Origin of the sequence: Pantoea sp. ANP04, from assembly GCF_041982285.1 — a bacterium.
GTDB classification, from domain to species: domain Bacteria; phylum Pseudomonadota; class Gammaproteobacteria; order Enterobacterales; family Enterobacteriaceae; genus Pantoea; species Pantoea eucalypti.
The window spans coordinates 117759-138019 of record NZ_JAUTYS010000011.1 but is presented as its reverse complement, the minus strand read 5'-3'; the positions used below and the strand labels follow the sequence as shown (position 1 = coordinate 138019).

Sequence of the window (20261 nt, the reverse complement as noted above, 5' to 3'; positions counted from 1 at the left end):
GAATGCTATCATACCCAGGCAGCCTGAGAGCAAAATTACCGTTTATCCTAAATGCACTAAAATGCGGCGCGTACCGTGACTTCAGCGAGGCTTTTCGCCATCATCGCCGTTAGTCAGCCGCCAACAGCAGGAAAGTATGATGATTTCACGTTCAGTTCGTCTTATCTCCCCCTCCGGTTACTGTCACAACCAACCTGCGGCGCAGCAGGCTATTACGCGCCTGCGTGCGGCGGGCCATCAGATAGAGAACGAACAGGTGATCACCCGCCGTTTTCAGCGCTTTGCGGGAACAGATGCAGAACGCCTGGCGGATATCAATCAGCTTGCCAGCCTGAGCACCCTGCCCGATATCGTGCTGGCAGTGCGAGGCGGTTATGGGGCCAGCCGGTTACTGGAATCCATCGACTACATCGGCCTGCAGCGCCGTCTGATGAATCAGCCAGTAGCGCTGTGTGGCCACAGCGACTTCACCGTGATTCAGCTGGCGTTACTGGCGCAGGTCGGCCTGATTACCTTCAGCGCCCCCATGCTGGCGGGTAATTTCGGCGCCGCGACCTTATCTGAATTTACCCTCCACCACTTCTGGCAGGCACTAACATCGCCTACAGTAGAGGTGAAATGGCAGAGTGAAACGCCAGATCAGGGCGAATGGCAGGGTACGCTGTGGGGCGGAAATCTGGCGATGCTCTGCTCACTGATTGGCACGCCGTGGATGCCACAGATTGAGAACGGCATTCTGGTGATCGAAGATGTGAATGAACATCCGTTCCGCATTGAGCGCATGCTCATTCAGTTGCAGCAGAGCGGCATTCTGGCGCGCCAGCGGGCGATCGTCACAGGCAGCTTCACCAGCACGGCTCTGTCAGAGTATGACAATGGGTTTAATTTCGAGACCGTCTGGCAACACGTGCGTGACATCAGTGGTTTGCCAGTGATCAGTGGATTAGATTTTGGTCATGCTGCTGACACCGTCACACTGCCGCTGGGTACCCGCGCACGATTAGCGGTCAGTCAGGGCCACGCCCATTTACAGGCAACCGGCCACCCCGTCCTGCGGGAATAAAGTACGTTTCAGGAGATCGACATTGAAGCCGTTGTATGACGATTTGTGGATCTCGACCCCGGAATTTCCGGTGGAAGATGCCGTTAACGACCTGATGATGCATGGCTTTATGCTGCGTCACCCGCGCGGCAATCTGCTGATTGGCCGTGTAGAAAACCCGCTTGATCATGAAGTCATCGCCGATAGCGGCGGCGTCATCCGCCACTATCTGACCCACTGGCACGAATCTGCGCCCGGCGCGGCGGTGATTCAGCAACGCTTTAGTAGCGCGCTTTACTGCCATAGCCGGTCGCTGGGAGCGATAAGCCGTTTTGCTGAACCTGACGACACCTTTTCACAGCACGAGACGCACTTCGGGGATGTTCAATTACTGTCAACGCCAGGACACACACCAGGCAGTTGCAGTTATCTCTATACCTCGCCGCTGGGGCTGACCTATCTGTTTGTCGGCGACACTGTGACACGTTCTCATGATCAGTGGGTCACGGTGCTGGTGCCGGACAGTAATCTGGCTGAGCTGAGTCAAACGCTGGAGTTTTATCGATCGCTGCGTCCTGACGTGGTGCTGATGAGCACTACGCGTGGACATCTCTCCTGGAAAAAGGTCACGCTGCAGAGCTGGCTGGCGGCGATTGATGAGGCTGAACAGAATCCGCTGGATTTGCGTCAGCAACCCTTGTTTTGATTACAGGGCTTTCGTCAGATAGTGGCGCTGGTGATGCCGTGGATAGTTATCCAGACTGAAGCGCAGCGTATAGCCGAGCTTTTCATAAAACGGTCGCGCCTGAAAACTGGCGGTATCCACCTGCGCAAAACGACAGCCGCGATCCCGCGCCTCCTGCTCTGCCGCCTGCATCAGCTTGCTGCCCGCCCCCTGCCCGCGTAGCGCCTCACTCACCCACAGCATATCAATCCGCAGCCAGTTTCCGGCGGTTGATCCGGTCAGCCCGGCCAGCTTTCTGCCCTGGTCATCACGAATAAACACGCCGATCGACCTGATCTCATCAGTATTAATATATTTGCTGTTGAACGCAGTCAGACCCAGTCTGACTTCATCCAGGTCCTGCGCGGTGACGTTATCGGTAATCTCAGGTTGCATAGTGGCTCCAGGGCGGTTAACTGTCGGAACGCTGACGATCGTCATAGCGCTCCAGGCTCAGCGCATCCACATCGCGTTTTTCGGTGCGGCTGCAGGGCAGCAGTTTATCGCTGTCGTGATAGACAAAGAAACTGGCTTGAGTGCGCTGGTTTACAATCAGCTGATCGCCGTTGCGAAATCGGGTAATCGCCACCTTATCGCCCGCTTCCAGACGGGTACGCTGCTGACCGGCCGCAATCTGGAAATGATTTTCTGGCCACATCAGGGTGGTTAAACCATATTCAGCACGTGAAACGGTCATGGTCGCCCTGCCAGGGCAGTTAAGCTGAAATTCGGTTTCGCTCCAGGCGGGTGCAATGTGACAGGCCAGCAGGCCCAGGGCAATTAACGCTGCCTTCATGCTGTGTCTCCGCTGATTTTACTAAGAATTTTTAGCTTAACATATTAACGATCGCAGGTGGGTAGTGAGGCATTGACACTAAGACCATTAAAAAATGGAATCGGTGTGCGAAAAAAGCTGAAAGTTGAGAAAAGATAAAGTAATCCGGCTAGTCAGACAGGCAGCCATACTGGCCGGATAAGGATTATTCAGCCGCCACCTCGGCCGCCACTAACATCAGCGCCAGCCCCGCATTCTCGCTATCGTAAGCCTGCATTGCTGCACGAATATCCGCTGAGCAGGCGATCACTTGTTGCTTCTTATCGGCTTCAAGCTGGTCAACTGCATGGCGAATAATCATTAGACTTGCTTCTTCTTCTTTCATCATTTATCCCTGGATTTGCCTAAGTGGTGCGCAAAGGAGCCAAGAATAACGTTTATTGATAAGCAAAGTCACCCCTTTACATTCCTGTTGCTTAACGATTAAACAAATCTCAAACAGAAAGCGTAGTGGAAACTGCTATGATTAAGTCATTAGTGGCGCCGCAGGAAAGACGCGGTGTCATAAAACGCCCAGGGATTGAAGCAGGTAGAAAATCATGATGCGACTAAGCATGTTTATCCTCATCACGATGATGACTGGATGTTCATCTGGCCCGAAAGGGGTGGAGTGCCCAGGTGAGGTCTCGACAATTTATGGTCAGTCGATGGGGGAAACTCAGGGCGTGATTTTTGACCTGGTTAACAGCTTCACGGTGACCCGTGAGAATGTCAGCGTGAAGAGTGGTCCGCTGCAGTCGCTGGATCGATTTAAATATGTTCCCTCCGCCATTACGCCTGAAGGCTACTATGCGCAACGCTTGTCAGATAAGCAGTTCCGCCTGATTAATCCTTATCAGGACACCCAAATCACCTGGACCTGTCCATAGGGGATGAATCCTGCTGCCAGATCGTTTATTGTCAGGAAACGTCAAGCAGCAGGTCCCTCTGATGGAAAAGCGTCTGGATAACAACGGTTATATTGACTTCCCCTTCCCCGCCACCCGCAATGCAGATGGCTCAGTGAATCCGTGTGGTTTTGATCTGACGCTGGAAACCGGTCGGCTTGAGGAGATCGCGGTGCTGAACCGCTCAGTAAATCTTCGGCGGCTGGTCGAAGAGATCAATCTGCAGGAAGGGCTGTTTATGACGCTGGCTTGTGACTGGCAGCAGCAGGCTGATGCTATCTGCGGTTTTATCGATGTGGCCTTTCGACCCGATCTTCCGCAACACGGGCACGAGGAGGCATTGCAGCTGGAGGCGAGCTTCTACCGTTATCTGGCCGGGCAGGAGAAGCAGCATCAGATGCCCGCAGAGAGCCTGGTCAATTATGCCCGTTCTGTACTCGACTGGAGCTGGTCACCGCTGCGCCAGCGTCAGCGCGATTACGAAAAAATCACTATTCAGTTCTATTGTCCTCAGGCGGATGACGCCGAATGGTGTTTTGATCATCTTCGTCATTTTCTGGTGAGCGTCTATCCGGCCTGCGTTGCCGCTCGTTCACGCTGATCCCCTTTGCTTCCGGAGTCGCTATGCGTTCTGCTGCGCTGTCTGCTTTTACACTCGTCTGCTCGCTGTTTTTTGCCGCCGCTGCCCAGGCCGATCGTTGCCAGCAAATTCGCGCCGGCCTGGATATCGGTTCTGGCACCACGAAAGTTGCGGTTGCACGCGTCAACGTCTGCCAGCTACGCATTGAAAAAGTGCTGTATCAGGATCAGCGCGCCGTGGCCTGGAACGATGCATTAGCGCATTCAGCAGATAACCAGCTCAATCCGGCGATAACACAGGAAGGCGTAGCCGCACTGCAGCAGCTTGTTGCGCACGCAAAGCGCTTTCATCCACAGCGAATCAGCGGCGTCGCCACGGCGGTGTTCCGCAACGCCAGTAACGGTCAGGCAGTCATTGAACAGTTGCAGCGTCAGACCGGTGCGGAAATCAACATCATCTCGCAAGAGCAGGAAGCGAAACTCGGTTTCCTTTCCGCTAAAGCCGCGCTTAACGATCCGGCAATCCGTGATGAGCAGTTACTGGTCTGGGATATTGGCGGCGGGTCGATGCAGATGACCGCCTGGCGACAGCAGTCCGGCAAGCTGGTAGCCGATATCTATCAGGGTAAGCTGGCCTCGGTAACGTTAAAGAACTTTATTCTGACGGTGCTGAAGAATAGCCCGCAGGTCAGCTCCCCTAACCCGATTGGCTCATGGCGGCCGTCGGTGCTGCGCTTTGTGCAGTTTTACGCGACGAATGAGGTCAGCCCGCAGATTAAACAGGATGTGACGGGTCGTCGGGTCATTGGCATTGGAGGCGTACACGGTTTTTCGATCCGCAATCAGTTACCGGGAAAACCCCATCGCTATACGCTGACGGAATTACAGCAGCTTTCGCAGCAACAGGTCTGGAAAGGCGACAGTGAACTGTCGGGTGACTACCGCGCCACCGACGTCAGCAATCTGTTACTGGTGGAAGGGTTTATGCAGGCGCTGAAAATAGATCAGGTCACCCTTGTTGAGGCCAGCCTGATTCAGGGCGTGCTGCTGCAGTAGCGCGGCGCTCCCCCGCTATACGTCGGGTTTGACCAGCCGGATGGCATGATCCAGCCTCCGCTGTTCATCCCGTTCACTATGGGCGCGCTGCTGGCGCGTACGTTTTAGCAGGTCATAGATTTCGCCACGGCGGGTGTCATGACCGCGCTCCATCAGCACAATCACCGCATCACCAATCACCCGGCAGACTTCTTCATAGTCATCATCATTCAGTGTATCACGTTTCATCGCTTCTCCTCCGACTGTGGCTTCCTGTGCCGCCTTTTCAAAGGCCAGACAGGAAATGGCTGGCCCGCAAACACCACGCCATTAACAGCCAGAAATGATTTCTTAGCCCTAAATCTCCCGCCGGAAGAGCAGAATTCACTATCTTTGCTACGCTTTGAGGGTCTCACTCATAACCAAGGAGCAATAAATGTCAGGAAAAATCGAAGATAAAGTAAAAGAAGCCGCTGGCGCAGTTCAGGAACAATGGGGTGCAGCAACCGGTTCATCTGAGCATCAGGCTAAAGGCGCAGCACGCCGTTACACCAACCAGGCAACCTATGCTGCCCGCGACGCTGCTGAAACTATCCGCGATCAGGTTCAGTCTAATCCTGTCGCCGGTCTGGCCGTTGCTGCAGGCGTTGGCGTATTTATCGGCTTCCTGCTGGGCCGCAAGTAAACCCGCTGAACGCCAACAGAACGGAAGCCGCGCGCTTCCGTTTTTTTTGCTCCGACGCGTCTCGCCAGCTGAGATATATCTGAAAGATAAGCCTTTTCAGGTCAGCGTACCGGGAGACTCAGCGTTGAGTTACGTTCTGTTTCTGACAACATCAAGGTGACCTTATGAAAACACTTTCTGCTCTGCTGCTGGTTGCAGCGACGTTTACCTCTCTGGCAGGCTGCTCACAGAGGAGCGACGCGATTAAAGCGGATGGCCGTCCTCATGCGCCAAGCGGTCAGTCTTCACCGGGCGGTACGCTGGGCGCCGGACCCGTGGGGCAGCCTCAGTCATAATTCCCAGCCCCGGCACCTATGCCGGGGTTCATTCATGGCGTTGTATTATTCCTCAGTCACATAAAATATCTTCGCTAATGATTAATCTGCTAGTAGTCCTGCCTGAAATTAAAACCTGCCTAATTCATTAATAAAACTTCCCAGAAAATTTCAATTTGATCACAAATAATTAAATTGCATTTTTATTTAAGTAAAAAAATCGGCCAAAGTTCAAACGAAAATTCAACGACTCAGAAAAACATTCCGTATTAATGAACTTTATCTGTAGCGTCAATCTCTAACACTCCATAATATTTTCATTTTAATAACATTATTAAGTTCAAGAGAATTCTGACGTGAAGAAAAAAAAGATTTATCTGATAGACCGACTTTTAACGCTTTATTCTCGATTTTCCACCAGAAAAAAACCTCAGGACCTTAAGACGCTGACGCCCGATACGGTGGTGATCTACTCCACGACAGCGCTGGGGGATTTCCTGATGAACACCCCGGCTATCTGTAGCCTGAAAAAGCACTATCCTGAGAGCAAATTTGTTCTGGTCTCCAGCAAGAAAAATAAAGACCTTGTCAGCCGTTATGATTGGTTTGACAGGATCTATATATGGGATAACAAAATTGCGAATTTCCTGCCGCTGTTTTTCAAACTGCGTCGCCACAAACCTGACCTCTCAGTCATATTACACGCCCATTTCCCCTACGATATTATGAGTTCAGTACTGACGGGCAGTAAGGTCATTGTGCGCGACCATTATGGCAGCGAGTCGCCTGTGTTAAATAAATATCTGAATCACTATTCAGGCTATTTTGACGACCATACCATCAAGCGTAAGCTGAAACTGATTGAAGCCCTGGGTGCAGAGACCGAGCAGACCCGGATGCATCTGCCCGAGACGAATAGCAGCCTGCCCCCTAAAGCTAACCATCGCCGTATTGGTTTTCAGTTGGGCGCATCGAAAGATATTCGCCGCTGGCCGCTGGCCTCTTTCCAGCAGCTGGCAATGACCCTGCTGGAACGCTGGCCCGACACTGAGATTATCATTACGGGTACCGCCGCTGAACAGCCGCTGGAGCGGAAATTTATCGAAAGCCTGCCGCTGGACTACCGTAAGAATGTTACATCCATGGCTGGGAAAACTAATCTCAGTGGGTTGATTAACCTGATTCGCACACTGGACCTGCTGGTCACCGGTGATACCGGTCCACTGCACATCGCCGTAGCAGCGCAGACGCCAACGGTTAGCCTGTTCTCAACCGCCAATCCTCGCTATACCGGCCCATGCCAGGACAGCGATCGCCACATTATCATTCATCGCCCGGATAAAACGGCGTCACAGCATCCGATGGCAAATATCAGGGTCGAAGAGGTCGGGCAGGCCGTGGCTAAGCTGGTGGGTTAATGAACGATTTTTCTCAAGCCATTGTTGCGCTGATTGAGTATCACAATCAGCCAACCGCGCTGGGCTGGTTCCGGAAAGTGGATCGGAGAAATTTTCATCTGCAGCAATTACCGCTGAATGAGGTAGAGTTTGCCCTTCTGATGAGCGATTTCTTTAGCACTTTTGGCGTCAGCGCAGAGCACTACAATGAAGCGCGCTATTTTCCGGCCTCTGCCCCGCGGCGCTTCCTGCCTGACCGGTGGTTCAGCGCAGGCACATATTGTCCATTAACCGTTGCCATGCTGTGTGAAGCGGCCAGACAGGGACACTGGCCTGAAAATGATTAGGGAATAATGGTCTGGACGAAGGCGTCATAAACTTCGCGACTGCTCAGCGCGTTGACCTCACGTGACGCTGGTTGCAGAACCTGATAGTTAACCTGCCACGGATGCCAGCACGCCGGATCGCTGTCGCCAAACAGCGCCACCACCGGTAATCCCAGCGCGGCACCAATGTGCATTGCCCCACCATCACTGCTCACCAGCCCCTGACACAACGACATGGCTGCAATCAGCTGCGGCAGGCTGGTGGTTGACACCGCCTTGATCGGCAGGTGCGGGCAGAGCGCCATAATTTCATGCGCTTTTTCGTCATCACCTGGATGACGCGGATTATCGCGACTGCCGGGTGACCACAGCAGCATAATCTGACAGGCATGCCGCGTTGCAATCTTTTCAGCCAGTTCGGCAAATCGGGTGGCTTCCCACTGCTGGCTCGGCTTACGGGCGCTGATCTGTAAGGCATAGACCGGCACAGTGGAATCAATCGCACAGGTATCACGCAGGCTGGCGGCAATTGCCGTATCCGGCAACAGCGTCAGTTTGCCCGGCGCTATGGCGCTGAGACTGAAGGGCCGCCCCAGACTGAACAGGGTTTCGCTGATATGACACGGAGACTTGCCCGGCGGGGGCAACAGATCGGTAATTAGCGGATGCGACTGTTCACCTAAAGCAATCACTCTGGTGGGCCGCACCGTTTTAACCCACTTCATACCGTGCTGATCCCAGCGGCTTTTTGCCAGAATCACAGCGTCATAACGTTGCTTTTTCAGGGTCAGCATCAGCTTCAGTCGCTGTAAAACACAAGCCAGCCGGCTCTGCCCTGCCTCGCGGTGATGCAGCTTGGTGTAAAAGAAGAGCTGCCGGATATCGGGATTATGCTGCAACACGGGCGCAGCGTAATTGTTGGTCAGCACATCGACCTGATGCTGGCCAGATTGCGCCAGCGCACTAATGAGCGGCGTGGTCAGTAACGTGTCGCCAATATTATCCCGACAAATAATTAAAACCCGCATATCTGACATCCTCTGCGCACAGGCTACGCCGTACTGGCTGAATTAAAGTAAGACTTGCCCATTCAACGTTCTGAACGCGTTAACGTAACGGCACAAGTCAGCAAATTAGTCAGCGCAGATTGAGGTTGGTTCAATAGTCACGATATTCTGGAAAGACATTGGCCATTTTAAAATCCCGTTCTCTGACTGATTCATTAGCCGGACTGTTGATTGAAAAAGTAAATAACACTTCAAAACTCAATGCCAACAAACACGCAATGAATTTTTTCAGACATGACTTCATGACTATGAATTAATTACCCACTTATAACGCCGGCAAAACCTGAGCAGAAAAAAGGCGAAAGATATTCAGCGTCATTAACTATTTAACGTTCTGAAAACTTTTCTCTGAGTACGCTATTTCATTAATCATTATTCAGATGATGCTGGAGGGAAGATTGACGATCGCGGTGTTTCTTTTACCGTGTAATCAGGCAGAGGAACGTATAGAAATATTACCGTGATACGCAGCGATAAATGATTCATCCACACACTTACCTGAAAAGACACCTGCAGCATGCGGTGCGAAAGCAATAAATGCCGGTGGGTTTTCTGCGTCTTTAAAGCGTGCGTCTGCTGAATCTGTTATGACTAAAAATGATGCGGAAGAAAGCGCGAGGGGTGAAAGCAGAAACAAAAAAACCAGCACAGCGTTGAACGCTATGCTGGCTCAGGCAGACATTACATATTTTCGATGATCGCGTCACCAAACTCTGAACATTTCAGCAGCTTAGCGCCATCCATCAGGCGTTCGAAATCGTAAGTCACGGTCTTGTTAGCGATAGCGCCTTCAACACCTTTAACAATCAGGTCAGCCGCTTCGAACCACTCCATGTGACGCAGCATCATTTCCGCTGACAGAATGACTGAACCTGGGTTCACTTTATCCTGACCAGCATACTTAGGTGCTGTACCGTGGGTTGCTTCGAACAGTGCACATTCGTCACCGATGTTCGCGCCTGGGGCGATACCGATACCGCCAACCTGCGCCGCCAGGGCGTCAGAGATGTAGTCACCGTTCAGGTTCATACAGGCGATAACATCATATTCTGCCGGACGCAGCAGGATCTGTTGCAGGAACGCATCAGCAATCACATCTTTAACGATGATCTCTTTGCCGGTGTTCGGGTTCTTAAACTTCATCCACGGGCCGCCGTCGATCAGTTCGCCGCCGAACTCTTCTTTCACTAACTGGTATCCCCAGTCTTTGAAAGAGCCTTCGGTGAACTTCATGATGTTGCCTTTGTGAACCAGGGTCAGTGAATCACGATCGTTGGTGATGGTGTATTCTACTGCCGCGCGTACCAGACGTTTGGTACCCGCTTCTGAACACGGCTTAACGCCGATACCGCACTGCTCAGGGAAGCGAATTTTCTTCACGCCCATCTCTTCGCGCAGGAACTTGATCACTTTGTCCGCTTCGGCAGAGCCCGCTTTCCACTCGATACCCGCATAGATATCTTCGGAGTTTTCACGGAAGATCACCATGTCGGTCTCTTCAGGGCGTTTAACCGGGCTTGGCGTGCCTTTGTAGTAACGTACAGGACGCAGGCAGACGTAGAGGTCAAGCTCCTGACGCAGTGCCACGTTCAGTGAACGAATACCGCCGCCGACCGGGGTGGTCAGTGGGCCTTTGATGGCCACGCGATATTCTTTGATTAAGTCGAGCGTTTCCTGTGGCAGCCAGACGTCCTGGCCGTAGAGTTCAACTGACTTCTCACCGGTGTAAATCTCCATCCAGGAGATTTTACGCTCGCCGTTGTAGGCTTTCTTCACCGCCGCGTCGACGACTTTCAGCATGACCGGGGAAACATCAACACCGATACCGTCACCCTCAATGTAAGGAATGACTGGATTGTTTGGCACGGTAAGCTTGCCCTGATTCAGGGTGATTTTCTGACCTTCCGCCGGAACAACTACTTTGCTTTCCATTAACCTCTCCTGGGCGTTTGTTAATGATTTGTAAGATGCGCGTCAATACTACTTGAATATTTCGGCCACGCCAATCACCGCAATTTCACGTTATAATGCGCCGATTGTCTCTGACTGCAAAGCCCATGCGAAAAACAACTCAACGAATTCACCAGGATAAACGATTCAGCCGCCCGACGCGTGATGCGCGACGCCCCCCTGCTCGCCCTGCGATGCCGCGCCGTGTGATTTTGTTTAACAAACCGTTCGACGTGCTGCCACAATTCACCGATGAAGCAGGTCGCCGCACCCTGAAAGATTTTGTCAGCGTCGCAGAAGTCTATGCCGCAGGCCGCCTCGATCGCGACAGTGAAGGTTTGATGGTGCTGACCAACGACGGCGCGCTGCAGGCCGCGCTGACGCAGCCTGGTAAACGGACCGGCAAGGTCTATTATGTGCAGGTAGAAGGCGAGCCACAGGAGGCGGATCTGCAGCCGCTGCGGGATGGGGTTAATCTTAAAGATGGCATGACCCTGCCCGCTGGCATAGAGAAAGTGCCTGAGCCTCAGTGGCTTTGGCCACGTCAGCCGCCGATCCGCGAACGTAAAAATATCCCGACGCAGTGGCTGAAAGTCACACTGTATGAAGGCCGTAATCGTCAGGTACGCCGGATGACAGCCCATATTGGTTTCCCCACCTTACGGTTAATTCGCTACGCGATGGGACAGTATTCACTCGACGATCTGGCTCCCGGTGCATGGCGCGAACTCAGCAATATTGCACCTTGAGCTTCTATCTTTTATAACCTCAGGTTAACAATTGCGGAGAAGAGATGTTTAAACCTCATGTTACTGTCGCCTGTCTGGTTCAGGCTGAAGGTGAACTGCTGGTGGTAGAAGAGACGATTAACGGTCGTGCCACCTGGAACCAGCCAGCCGGACATCTCGAAGCGGATGAAACGCTGCTGGAAGCTGCCGAACGTGAACTCTATGAAGAGACCGGCATCGCCGCTTCGATGCACTATTTCATCGGAATAAACCAGTGGATCGCGCCCGACAGTACGCCTTTTGTGCGTTTTTTATTTGGCGTCGATCTGGCGGAGAAAGCACCAACCCAGCCGCAGGACAGCGACATCGATTGTTGCTGGTGGCTGCCGCCAGCGCAGATTCTCACTGCCTCCAACCTGCGTTCGCCGCTGGTTGCGGAAAGCGTACGGCTGTGGCAACAGGGCACGCGATACCCGCTACATCTGGTCAGCCCGTTCCAGTGGCCGTTTCACGAGGGTGCGCGCCTGCCTTCTGCATGATAGAATGCGCCGCCTGTTTTTTTATCGTAATGCGAGCGTGTCATGTCTGACAACAGCCAGAAAAAAGTGATCGTCGGTATGTCCGGCGGCGTCGATTCTTCCGTTTCCGCCTGGTTACTGCAGCAGCAGGGTTACCAGGTTGAAGGCCTGTTCATGAAGAACTGGGAGGAGGACGATGGCGAGGAGTATTGTACCGCCGCGGACGATCTGGCGGATGCGCAAGCGGTCTGCGACAAGCTGGGTATGAAGCTGCACAAAGTTAACTTTGCGGCTGAATACTGGGATAACGTCTTTGAGCATTTCCTCGAAGAGTACAAAGCGGGCCGCACGCCTAACCCCGATATTCTCTGCAACAAAGAGATCAAATTCAAAGCGTTCCTGGAGTTCGCCGCAGAGGACCTGGGCGCAGATTTCATCGCCACAGGTCACTACGTGCGCCGCCATGACGTGGACGGCCAGAGCCAGCTGTTACGCGGTCTGGATGGCAACAAAGACCAGAGCTATTTCCTCTATACGCTGAGCCACCAGCAGATCGCCCAGAGTCTGTTCCCGGTCGGCGAGCTGGAAAAACCGGAAGTGCGCCGCATTGCCGAACAGCTGGACCTGATCACCGCGAAGAAGAAAGATTCTACCGGCATCTGCTTTATCGGCGAACGCAAATTCCGCGACTTCCTGGCGCGCTATCTCCCCGCTCAGCCTGGCGAGATTGAAACCACGGAAGGCCAGATTGTCGGTGAACATCAGGGGCTGATGTACCATACTCTGGGACAGCGTAAAGGCCTGGGGATTGGCGGCCTGAAAGAGAGCAAAGATGATCCCTGGTATGTTGTCGACAAAGATGTGGCACGTAACCGCCTGATTGTCGCCCAGGGCGGCGATCATCCGCGGCTGATGTCCGTAGGCCTGATTGCACAGCAGTTGCACTGGGTTGATCGCCAGCCGATTACCGCCCCGCTTCGCTGCACCGTGAAAACCCGCTATCGTCAGACCGATATTCCCTGTGAGATTATTCCACACGGCGACGATCGCATTGAAGTGCGTTTCGATGAACCCGTCGCTGCGGTCACGCCGGGTCAGTCTGCGGTGTTTTACCTTGGTGACGTTTGCCTCGGTGGCGGTATTATCGAACAGCGCCTGCCGTTAGTGGCGGAGTAAGCGGGAACAGCCCGCGTTGATGACGCGTAAACAGGAGTAACCGTGGCGAAAAATTATCAGGAAATTACGCTGGCGCTGGCGGGCATCTGTCAGTCCGCCCATCTGGTGCAGCAGCTGGCTCAGCAGGGTCACTGCCAGCCAGAGGCGCTGACCGTGTCGCTGCGCAGCGTGCTGGACCTTAATCCTGGCTCCACGCTGGCGGTGTTTGGCAACAATGAAGCCAACCTGCGCCTCGGGCTCGAAACCCTGATGGCGGTGCTGAACAGCAGCAGTCGCCAGGGTGCAGGCGCAGAACTGACGCGTTATACCCTGAGCATGATGGTGCTGGAGCGCAAGCTTAGCGCCAGTAAATCCGCCATGGCCACACTGGCACAGCGCATTACTCAGCTGGATCGCCAGCTGGCGCATTATGAACTTGAGTCCGACACCATACTGAGCGCGATGGCGGCCATCTATGTAGATGTGATCAGCCCGCTTGGCCCACGTATTCAGGTTACCGGTTCGCCTGCGGTGCTGCAGAATACGCAGGTGCAGAGTAAAGTGCGCGCCACGCTGTTAGCCGGTATCCGTGCGGCTGTCTTGTGGCAGCAGGTCGGTGGTGGCCGACTGCAACTGATGTTCTCGCGTCAGCGTTTGCTGCGTGAAGCAAAAACCCTCTTATCCCGGCTGCCACTGACTTACTAAGTCGGTGCGGCAAAACACGCTAAATGATTCAGGAGTTGCACTGATGGAATTATCCTCTCTGACCGCCGTTTCACCTGTCGATGGTCGTTACGGCGATAAAGTCAGCCCGCTGCGTGCGATTTTCAGCGAATACGGTTTGCTGAAATTCCGCGTTGAGGTTGAAGTTCGCTGGTTACAAAAACTGGCCGGGACCGCAGAGATCAAGGAAGTTCCTGCATTTGATGCCGACGCAAACGCTTTCCTTGATGCGATTGTCGCCGGTTTTTCTGAAGATGATGCGGCACGCATTAAAGCTATCGAGCGCACCACTAACCACGATGTGAAAGCGGTAGAGTATTTCCTGAAAGAGAAAGTCGCCGATCTGCCTGCCCTGCACGCCGTTTCTGAATTTATCCACTTCGCCTGCACTTCAGAAGATATTAACAATCTGTCGCACGCGCTGATGCTGGAAACCGCCCGTCGTGACGTCATCCTGCCCTACTGGCAGCAGCTGATCAGCGCTGTCAAAGGCCTTGCCAGCGAATACCGTGATATCCCGCTGCTCTCCCGCACCCACGGCCAGCCAGCCACGCCGTCGACCATGGGTAAAGAGATGGCTAACGTGGCTTACCGTCTGGAGCGTCAGTTACGTCAGCTGAAGCAGATCGAGGTGCTGGGCAAAATCAACGGCGCGGTCGGTAACTACAATGCCCACATTGCCGCCTATCCGGAAGTGGACTGGCATGAACTGAGCGAGAACTTTGTCACCTCGCTGGGGATCACGTGGAACCCCTACACCACGCAGATTGAGCCGCACGACTATATCGCTGAGATGTTCGACTGTATCGCCCGCTTTAACACCATCCTGATCGATTTCGATCGCGATATCTGGGGCTATGTGGCACTGAACCATTTTAAACAGAAAACCATTGCGGGCGAGATTGGTTCATCCACCATGCCGCATAAAGTGAACCCTATCGACTTCGAAAACTCGGAAGGCAATCTGGGTCTGGCGAATGCCGTAATGCAGCATCTGGCCAGCAAGCTGCCGGTTTCACGCTGGCAGCGCGATCTGACCGACTCCACCGTGCTGCGTAACCTCGGTGTGGGCGTCGGTTATGCGCTGATCGCCTATCAGGCCACCCTGAAAGGCATCTCGAAGCTGGAAGTGAACCGTGACCGCCTGCTGGATGAGCTGGACCACAACTGGGAAGTGCTGGCAGAACCGATTCAGACGGTGATGCGCCGTTACGGTATTGAAAAACCTTATGAGAAGTTGAAAGAGCTGACGCGTGGTAAACGCGTGGATGCCGCTGGTATGCAGGCGTTTATCGACAGTCTGGCGTTGCCAGAAGAAGAAAAAGTCCGTCTTAAGCAGATGACGCCAGCAAACTATATTGGCCGCGCTATTCAGATGGTTGACGATCTGAAATAATACCCGCCGCAGACCGGCCCCGTCCGGTCTGCGTTAACATCTTGTTTAATACATTTCGCGTATACTTTCTGCAGGTTGACTCAAACAGAGTGTAAGGAATTTCTATGCGTGTTCTGGTTGTTGAAGACAATGCCCTGCTGCGCCATCATCTCGCCGTCCAGTTACGTGACATGGGCCATCAGGTCGATGCCGCCGAAGACGCCAAAGAAGCCGACTATTTTCTTCGCGAACATCTGCCCGATATCGCCCTGGTCGATCTCGGCCTGCCGGATGAAGATGGCATGTCGCTGATTCGCCGCTGGCGCAGTGATGCCGTGCGTCAGCCGATTCTGGTGCTAACCGCCCGCGAAGGCTGGCAGGCGAAAGTGGAAGCGCTGGAAGCCGGAGCGGATGACTACGTCACCAAGCCGTTTCACATTGAAGAGGTCGCGGCACGTCTGCAGGCGCTGATGCGCCGTAACAGTGGGCATGCGTCGCAGATCATCGATATGGCACCGTTTCAGGTGGATCTCTCGCGCCGTGAACTCACGGTCAATGAAGAGCCGGTGAAGCTTACCGCCTTTGAATACACCATTGTCGAGACGCTGATCCGTAACGCGGGCAAAGTGGTCAGTAAAGACTCGCTGATGCTGCAGCTTTATCCTGACGCTGAACTGCGTGAAAGCCACACCATCGATGTTCTGATGGGGCGTCTGCGCAAAAAAATTCTGGCGTTGCACCCAACCGACGTCATCGCCACTGTCCGTGGCCAGGGTTACCGCTTTGATCTCTGACCATGTCCTGGTTTAACCGTTATCGCCCTATCTCGCTGCGCGCCCGCTTTCTGCTGGCGTCTGCAGCAATAGTTCTCTTCCTCTCGCTCTCTTACGGCATGGTCGCCGTGATTGGCTATGTGGTGAGTTTCGATAAAAACACCTACCGCGTCATGCGCGGCGAGAGCAATCTGTTCTTTACGCTGGCGCAATGGCATGACAACACGCTCACCATCGCCCAGCCGGAACGGATGACACTCAATTTCCCGACACTGGTGTTCATTTACGATGAGCACGGTAAGCTGCTGTGGCAGCAACGCGATGTGCCTGAGATCCGCAAAAAAATCCGTCGTGAATGGCTGCTGAAGCCCGACTTTTACGAGATTGATACCAGCAACCGCACCAGCATGGTGGCGATGGGCAATAACGTGAATGCTAAGCAGCGGCTCAACGACTGGGACACGGACAGCAACGACACCTTTACCCACTCAGTTGCCGTTAACCGTTACGATGCCACCACCAATCTCCCTGCGCTCACCATCGTGGTCGTCGATTCGATCCCGCAGGAGCTGCAGCATTCTGATGTGGTCTGGTCATGGTTCAGCTATGTGCTGGCGGCCAACCTGATACTGATTATTCCGCTGTTATGGCTGGCGGCGCACTGGAGTCTGCGACCGATTGGCGCGCTGACACAGCAGGTGCGTGAACTGGAGACCAGTCAGCGCGAGAACCTGGCAGATAATCCACCGCAGGAGCTGCGCAGTCTGGTGCGCAACCTCAATCTGTTACTGACGAATGAGCGGCAGCGTTATACCCGCTATCGCACAACGCTTTCGGATCTGACCCACAGCCTGAAAACCCCGCTGGCCGTCTTACAGAGCACCCTGCGGTCGCTGCGAAACGGCAAAGAGCTGACAATAGAGCAGGCTGAGCCGGTCATGCTGGAGCAGATCAGCCGTATCTCGCAGCAGGTCGGATATTATCTGCATCGCGCCAGTATGCAGGCCGACCACAACCCCTTGCAGCGCGACATCCATTCCGTGTCCGGTTTGCTCGACAGCCTCTGTTCGGCACTGAATAAAGTCTATCAGCGCAAGGGTGTGGCGATTTCGCTGGATATATCCCCGGAGCTGACCTTTGTGGGCGACCAGAATGATTTTATGGAAGTGCTGGGCAACGTGCTGGATAACGCCTGCAAGTACTGCCTGGAGTTTATCGAAGTCAGCGCTTATCAGAGCGAAAATGCACTGCATCTCTATATCGACGATGATGGTCCGGGCATTCCTGAAAGCAAGCGTGATTTAGTCTTCGTCCGGGGTCAGCGCGCCGATACCCTGCGTCCCGGTCAGGGGCTGGGTCTGGCGGTGGTGCGCGACATTCTGGAGCAGTATGAAGGCAACGTGATTGCCTCCAGCAGCGCACTTGGCGGAACACGCATGGAAGTAGTCTTTCAGCGCCAGGAAGTCGAACATCGCCGCGAGTAGAAAACCCTCAGGGCTGTTATACTTGCTGGCATTTACAGCCCTAAGCGGAACCCTTTTATGGACTATCAGCTCGATATTAACTGGCCCGATTTTATTCAGCGCTACTGGCAGAAACGCCCGGTAGTGCTGAAGCGTGGTTTTAAAAACTTTGTCGATCCTCTTTCACCGGATGAACTTGCTGGTCTGGCGATGGAAAACGAGGTGGACAGCCGCCTCGTCAGTCATCAGGATGGCAAATGGCAGGTCAGCCACGGCCCGTTCGAGAGCTACGATCATCTGGGAGAGAATAACTGGTCGCTGCTGGTCCAGGCGGTCAATCACTGGCATGAGCCTTCTGCCGCGCTGATGCGCCCTTTCCGTTTCCTGCCTGACTGGCGCGTTGATGACCTGATGGTGTCATTTGCCGTGCCTGGCGGCGGTGTCGGCCCGCATTTCGATCAGTATGATGTATTTATCATTCAGGGTACCGGTCGCCGTCGCTGGCGCGTTGGTGAGAAAGTGCCGATGAAGCAGCACTGCCCGCACCCGGATCTGCTGCAGGTTGAACCGTTCGATGCCATCATTGATGAAGAAATGGAGCCGGGCGATATTCTCTACATCCCGCCAGGATTCCCGCACGAAGGTTACTCACTGGAAAACGCCCTGAACTACTCCGTGGGTTTCCGCGCTCCAAGCGGCCGGGAGTTAATTAGCGGCTTTGCTGATTACGCGCTGGCCAATGAGCTGGGCAGCCTGCGCTTTAGCGATCCGGATGTGCCTTCTCGCGACTGTCCATCACAGATCCTGCCGCAGGAGATTGAAGGCGTTCGTCAGCTGATGCTGGATGTGGTCAATCAGCCAGAGCATTTTGAGCAGTGGTTTGGCGAATTTATTTCGCAGTCGCGTCACGAACTCGACGTCGCGCCGCCGGAACCGCCTTATCAGCCTGACGAAATTTATGATGCGCTGCAACAGGGTGATACCCTGAGTCGGTTAGGTGGCCTGCGTGTTCTGACCCTTGGCGACTCGGTTTATATCAACGGCGAGCGGGTTGAGTGTTCACGCCCCGATGTGATGGCAGTGCTGGCGAATCACTATCGCATCACACTCGACGATCTGGGTGATGCGCTGGATGATCCCGCCGTACTGGCGCAGATCGCCGGTCTGGTGAATGCCGGTTACTGGTTCTTTGGCGACGACGAATAATCAACACAGCGCTATCGGGCGCTGCTGCTGAATCAGGCTCTCTGACCCTTGTGGCAGAGAGCCTTTTTATTTAACTCTTCTTCTGCGCTGCCAGCTCTGACAGACGCACAATCACTTCCACCGACTTCGCCATGATATTCAGCGAGGCGAATTCATGCTTGCCGTGATAGTTATAGCCGCCGGTAAAAATATTCGGGCAAGGCAACCCTTTCCACGACAGTGACGAGCCATCTGTACCACCGCGAATCGGTTTCACCACCGGTTCAATGTCACAGTCACGCATCGCCTGTAAAGCCAGGTCGATAATGTGCGGGAACGGCTCGACCTTTTCACGCATGTTGCGATAGCTGTTAGTGATCTCAACCGTGACGGAGCAGTCCGGGTGCAACGTTTTGTTAATCTCCGCTGCAATCTGCAGCAGCGTCTGTTTACGCTGTTCAAAACTCTCTGTTTCGAAGTCACGAATGATATAGAGCATCTCAGCGTGTTCTACACTGCCTTTGATCTGATGCAGATGATAGAAGCCCTCATAGCCGTCGGTATATTGCGGTTTTTCACTGGCCGGAACGGCAGCATGGAACTGATTTGCCAGCTCCAGCGCATTGACCATCACGCCTTTTGCGGAGCCCGGGTGCACGTTATTACCGACAATTTTGACGGTGGCGGAGGCGGCATTGAAGTTCTCATACTCGAACTCGCCCAGATCGCTGCCATCAATGGTGTAGGCCCAGTCAGCCGCGAACGCGTCCACATCAAAATGTGAGGTGCCACGACCAATCTCTTCATCGGGCGTAAAGGCGACGCGGATCGCACCGTGCGGCGTGTCGCTTTTTGCCAGGTGCGCCATCGCCGTCATGATCTCGGCAATACCCGCTTTATCGTCCGCACCCAGCAGGGTTTTGCCATCGGTGGTAACGAGCGTGTGTCCAATCAGCTTGTGCAGCACCGGGAACATCACCGGCGAGAGAATCTCGTTGCCATTACCCAGGGCAATGTCTCCGCCGCGATAATTTTCGATAATCTGGGGGTTCACATGTTTTGCCGTAAAGTCAGGCGATGTATCCATGTGTGAGATAAAACCGATGACCGGCGTCGGCCAGTCGACATTGGCGGGCAGTGTGCCCATGACGCAGCAGTGATCGCTTAGGGTGACATCGACAAAACCCAGCGCCAGCAGCTCTTCCTGAAGCTGACGCGCCAGCGTCCACTGCCCTTCACTGCTGGGGACCTGACGAGCCTGCGGCTTAGCCTGCGTCTCAACTGCCACATAACTTAAAAAGCGCTCAAGTAACTGTTCCATAGCCCATCCTTTAAAAGTGCCGTCCGATATTATTCACAGACCCGGCGGTTATAACGTTGCGTAAAATCATCTGGAGACAGGTTAGCGCTGTCGATAACCTTTGGGAAAGCAATAAGCCCGAAATAAACGCCTTATTACAAGATTGTTGCAGCAAACCTCGCAATGTTAATAACAAAGAG

The 20261-nt window shown here is 53.9% G+C and carries 24 protein-coding genes; 17 read left to right on the top strand and 7 right to left on the bottom strand.

What is annotated here, in order from left to right; translation table 11 throughout:
• Window positions 1-139: 139 nt before the first annotated feature.
• Entirely contained in the window at window positions 140-1063 is a 924-nt protein-coding gene (ldcA, locus tag Q7C21_RS15900; protein WP_375150891.1) for a muramoyltetrapeptide carboxypeptidase, read from the top strand.
• Window positions 1064-1085: 22 nt separating this feature from the next.
• Window positions 1086-1748: an MBL fold metallo-hydrolase gene (locus tag Q7C21_RS15895; protein ID WP_003851401.1), complete on the top strand. Its 663-nt coding sequence runs from the start codon at window positions 1086-1088 to the stop codon at window positions 1746-1748.
• Here Q7C21_RS15895 and Q7C21_RS15890 read toward each other — a convergent pair whose 3' ends face one another.
• The 3 genes from Q7C21_RS15890 to Q7C21_RS15880 all read right to left on the bottom strand — a co-directional run bounded on the left by Q7C21_RS15890 (window position 1749) and on the right by Q7C21_RS15880 (window position 2926).
• Window positions 1749-2162: an N-acetyltransferase gene (locus tag Q7C21_RS15890; RefSeq protein ID WP_003851403.1), complete on the bottom strand. Its 414-nt coding sequence runs from the start codon at window positions 2160-2162 to the stop codon at window positions 1749-1751.
• 16 nt (window positions 2163-2178) lie between these two features.
• On the bottom strand, window positions 2179-2562 hold the full coding sequence (locus Q7C21_RS15885; RefSeq protein WP_003851405.1) for a hypothetical protein: 384 nt from the start codon (window positions 2560-2562) through the stop codon (window positions 2179-2181).
• A gap of 184 nt (window positions 2563-2746) precedes the next feature.
• Window positions 2747-2926, bottom strand: coding sequence for a hypothetical protein (locus Q7C21_RS15880; RefSeq protein ID WP_003851407.1), 180 nt, complete (start codon window positions 2924-2926; stop codon window positions 2747-2749).
• Between the two features lie 214 nt (window positions 2927-3140).
• Between Q7C21_RS15880 and Q7C21_RS15875 the strand changes: the two genes are divergently transcribed.
• The 3 genes from Q7C21_RS15875 to Q7C21_RS15865 all read left to right on the top strand — a co-directional run bounded on the left by Q7C21_RS15875 (window position 3141) and on the right by Q7C21_RS15865 (window position 5123).
• Entirely contained in the window at window positions 3141-3470 is a 330-nt protein-coding gene (locus tag Q7C21_RS15875; protein ID WP_033762441.1) for a hypothetical protein, read from the top strand.
• Window positions 3471-3531: 61 nt separating this feature from the next.
• The gene (locus Q7C21_RS15870) at window positions 3532-4089 is read left to right on the top strand and encodes a hypothetical protein (RefSeq protein WP_003851412.1); all 558 of its coding nucleotides are present in this window, start codon (window positions 3532-3534) and stop codon (window positions 4087-4089) included.
• A 23-nt stretch (window positions 4090-4112) separates the two neighbouring features.
• Window positions 4113-5123 (top strand): Ppx/GppA phosphatase family protein, encoded by a 1011-nt coding sequence (locus Q7C21_RS15865; RefSeq protein ID WP_003851414.1) that lies wholly within the window; start codon window positions 4113-4115, stop codon window positions 5121-5123.
• Window positions 5124-5138: 15 nt separating this feature from the next.
• On the opposite strand, the gene Q7C21_RS15860 is transcribed toward Q7C21_RS15865, so the two are convergent.
• Complete coding sequence (locus Q7C21_RS15860; RefSeq protein ID WP_008925950.1) at window positions 5139-5351, bottom strand: DUF2767 family protein; 213 nt, start codon at window positions 5349-5351, stop codon at window positions 5139-5141.
• Window positions 5352-5538: 187 nt separating this feature from the next.
• Between Q7C21_RS15860 and Q7C21_RS15855 the strand changes: the two genes are divergently transcribed.
• The 4 genes from Q7C21_RS15855 (at window position 5539) to Q7C21_RS15840 (ending at window position 7845) form a co-directional block, all read left to right on the top strand.
• Entirely contained in the window at window positions 5539-5787 is a 249-nt protein-coding gene (locus tag Q7C21_RS15855; RefSeq protein ID WP_003851418.1) for a YqjD family protein, read from the top strand.
• A 164-nt stretch (window positions 5788-5951) separates the two neighbouring features.
• Window positions 5952-6122, top strand: a complete 171-nt coding sequence (locus Q7C21_RS15850; protein ID WP_003851420.1) for a hypothetical protein — start codon at window positions 5952-5954, stop codon at window positions 6120-6122.
• Window positions 6123-6457: 335 nt separating this feature from the next.
• Complete coding sequence (locus Q7C21_RS15845; RefSeq protein ID WP_003851422.1) at window positions 6458-7519, top strand: glycosyltransferase family 9 protein; 1062 nt, start codon at window positions 6458-6460, stop codon at window positions 7517-7519.
• Window positions 7519-7845: a DUF1493 family protein gene (locus tag Q7C21_RS15840; RefSeq protein ID WP_003851424.1), complete on the top strand. Its 327-nt coding sequence runs from the start codon at window positions 7519-7521 to the stop codon at window positions 7843-7845. Before Q7C21_RS15845 ends, Q7C21_RS15840 begins: the two co-directional genes overlap by 1 nt.
• On the opposite strand, the gene Q7C21_RS15835 is transcribed toward Q7C21_RS15840, so the two are convergent.
• Together Q7C21_RS15835 and icd are read right to left on the bottom strand one after the other, a co-directional pair.
• A complete protein-coding gene (locus Q7C21_RS15835) occupies window positions 7842-8852 on the bottom strand; it encodes a glycosyltransferase family 9 protein (protein ID WP_008925948.1) in 1011 nt (336 codons plus the stop codon). The genes Q7C21_RS15840 and Q7C21_RS15835 overlap by 4 nt on opposite strands.
• Window positions 8853-9572: 720 nt before the next feature.
• Window positions 9573-10823 carry an NADP-dependent isocitrate dehydrogenase gene (gene icd / locus Q7C21_RS15830; RefSeq protein WP_008925947.1) on the bottom strand — a complete coding sequence of 417 codons (1251 nt, stop codon included), beginning with the start codon at window positions 10821-10823 and terminating at the stop codon, window positions 9573-9575.
• A gap of 104 nt (window positions 10824-10927) precedes the next feature.
• Between icd and rluE the strand changes: the two genes are divergently transcribed.
• From rluE to Q7C21_RS15790, 8 genes are all read left to right on the top strand, one after another.
• Window positions 10928-11590 (top strand): 23S rRNA pseudouridine(2457) synthase RluE, encoded by a 663-nt coding sequence (rluE, locus tag Q7C21_RS15825; protein WP_219848843.1) that lies wholly within the window; start codon window positions 10928-10930, stop codon window positions 11588-11590.
• A gap of 44 nt (window positions 11591-11634) precedes the next feature.
• A complete protein-coding gene (locus Q7C21_RS15820) occupies window positions 11635-12108 on the top strand; it encodes an NUDIX domain-containing protein (RefSeq protein WP_003849831.1) in 474 nt (157 codons plus the stop codon).
• A 42-nt stretch (window positions 12109-12150) separates the two neighbouring features.
• A complete protein-coding gene (gene mnmA, locus Q7C21_RS15815; protein WP_003849832.1) occupies window positions 12151-13263 on the top strand; it encodes a tRNA 2-thiouridine(34) synthase MnmA in 1113 nt (370 codons plus the stop codon).
• A gap of 42 nt (window positions 13264-13305) precedes the next feature.
• Window positions 13306-13947 carry a high frequency lysogenization protein HflD gene (gene hflD / locus Q7C21_RS15810; RefSeq protein ID WP_008925946.1) on the top strand — a complete coding sequence of 214 codons (642 nt, stop codon included), beginning with the start codon at window positions 13306-13308 and terminating at the stop codon, window positions 13945-13947.
• A 43-nt stretch (window positions 13948-13990) separates the two neighbouring features.
• The gene (gene purB, locus Q7C21_RS15805; protein ID WP_003849835.1) at window positions 13991-15361 is read left to right on the top strand and encodes an adenylosuccinate lyase; all 1371 of its coding nucleotides are present in this window, start codon (window positions 13991-13993) and stop codon (window positions 15359-15361) included.
• A gap of 104 nt (window positions 15362-15465) precedes the next feature.
• Window positions 15466-16134: a two-component system response regulator PhoP gene (gene phoP / locus Q7C21_RS15800; RefSeq protein WP_003849836.1), complete on the top strand. Its 669-nt coding sequence runs from the start codon at window positions 15466-15468 to the stop codon at window positions 16132-16134.
• A 2-nt stretch (window positions 16135-16136) separates the two neighbouring features.
• The gene (gene phoQ / locus Q7C21_RS15795; protein WP_003849837.1) at window positions 16137-17597 is read left to right on the top strand and encodes a two-component system sensor histidine kinase PhoQ; all 1461 of its coding nucleotides are present in this window, start codon (window positions 16137-16139) and stop codon (window positions 17595-17597) included.
• Between the two features lie 57 nt (window positions 17598-17654).
• On the top strand, window positions 17655-18782 hold the full coding sequence (locus Q7C21_RS15790; RefSeq protein WP_003849838.1) for a cupin domain-containing protein: 1128 nt from the start codon (window positions 17655-17657) through the stop codon (window positions 18780-18782).
• Between the two features lie 70 nt (window positions 18783-18852).
• Here the strand turns inward: Q7C21_RS15790 and pepT are convergent, their stop codons facing one another.
• Window positions 18853-20082 carry a peptidase T gene (gene pepT, locus Q7C21_RS15785; protein ID WP_003849839.1) on the bottom strand — a complete coding sequence of 410 codons (1230 nt, stop codon included), beginning with the start codon at window positions 20080-20082 and terminating at the stop codon, window positions 18853-18855.
• Window positions 20083-20261: the final 179 nt, after the last annotated feature.

Excerpts from the sequence above, each read along its gene's own strand:
- Q7C21_RS15890 (WP_003851403.1), bottom strand. The coding sequence starts at position 2,162 with ATGCAACCTGAGATTACCGATAACGTCACCGCGCAGGACCTGGATGAA.
- Q7C21_RS15870 (WP_003851412.1), top strand. The coding sequence starts at position 3,532 with ATGGAAAAGCGTCTGGATAACAACGGTTATATTGACTTCCCCTTCCCC.
- phoP (WP_003849836.1), top strand. The coding sequence starts at position 15,466 with ATGCGTGTTCTGGTTGTTGAAGACAATGCCCTGCTGCGCCATCATCTC.
- icd (WP_008925947.1), bottom strand. The coding sequence starts at position 10,823 with ATGGAAAGCAAAGTAGTTGTTCCGGCGGAAGGTCAGAAAATCACCCTG.
- Q7C21_RS15850 (WP_003851420.1), top strand. The coding sequence starts at position 5,952 with ATGAAAACACTTTCTGCTCTGCTGCTGGTTGCAGCGACGTTTACCTCT.
- phoQ (WP_003849837.1), top strand. The coding sequence starts at position 16,137 with ATGTCCTGGTTTAACCGTTATCGCCCTATCTCGCTGCGCGCCCGCTTT.
- ldcA (WP_375150891.1), top strand. The coding sequence starts at position 140 with ATGATTTCACGTTCAGTTCGTCTTATCTCCCCCTCCGGTTACTGTCAC.
- Q7C21_RS15855 (WP_003851418.1), top strand. The coding sequence starts at position 5,539 with ATGTCAGGAAAAATCGAAGATAAAGTAAAAGAAGCCGCTGGCGCAGTT.
- Q7C21_RS15865 (WP_003851414.1), top strand. The coding sequence starts at position 4,113 with ATGCGTTCTGCTGCGCTGTCTGCTTTTACACTCGTCTGCTCGCTGTTT.
- Q7C21_RS15860 (WP_008925950.1), bottom strand. The coding sequence starts at position 5,351 with ATGAAACGTGATACACTGAATGATGATGACTATGAAGAAGTCTGCCGG.
- Q7C21_RS15790 (WP_003849838.1), top strand. The coding sequence starts at position 17,655 with ATGGACTATCAGCTCGATATTAACTGGCCCGATTTTATTCAGCGCTAC.
- Q7C21_RS15885 (WP_003851405.1), bottom strand. The coding sequence starts at position 2,562 with ATGAAGGCAGCGTTAATTGCCCTGGGCCTGCTGGCCTGTCACATTGCA.
- Q7C21_RS15840 (WP_003851424.1), top strand. The coding sequence starts at position 7,519 with ATGAACGATTTTTCTCAAGCCATTGTTGCGCTGATTGAGTATCACAAT.
- mnmA (WP_003849832.1), top strand. The coding sequence starts at position 12,151 with ATGTCTGACAACAGCCAGAAAAAAGTGATCGTCGGTATGTCCGGCGGC.
- Q7C21_RS15880 (WP_003851407.1), bottom strand. The coding sequence starts at position 2,926 with ATGAAAGAAGAAGAAGCAAGTCTAATGATTATTCGCCATGCAGTTGAC.
- Q7C21_RS15875 (WP_033762441.1), top strand. The coding sequence starts at position 3,141 with ATGATGCGACTAAGCATGTTTATCCTCATCACGATGATGACTGGATGT.
- Q7C21_RS15820 (WP_003849831.1), top strand. The coding sequence starts at position 11,635 with ATGTTTAAACCTCATGTTACTGTCGCCTGTCTGGTTCAGGCTGAAGGT.
- pepT (WP_003849839.1), bottom strand. The coding sequence starts at position 20,082 with ATGGAACAGTTACTTGAGCGCTTTTTAAGTTATGTGGCAGTTGAGACG.
- purB (WP_003849835.1), top strand. The coding sequence starts at position 13,991 with ATGGAATTATCCTCTCTGACCGCCGTTTCACCTGTCGATGGTCGTTAC.
- Q7C21_RS15835 (WP_008925948.1), bottom strand. The coding sequence starts at position 8,852 with ATGCGGGTTTTAATTATTTGTCGGGATAATATTGGCGACACGTTACTG.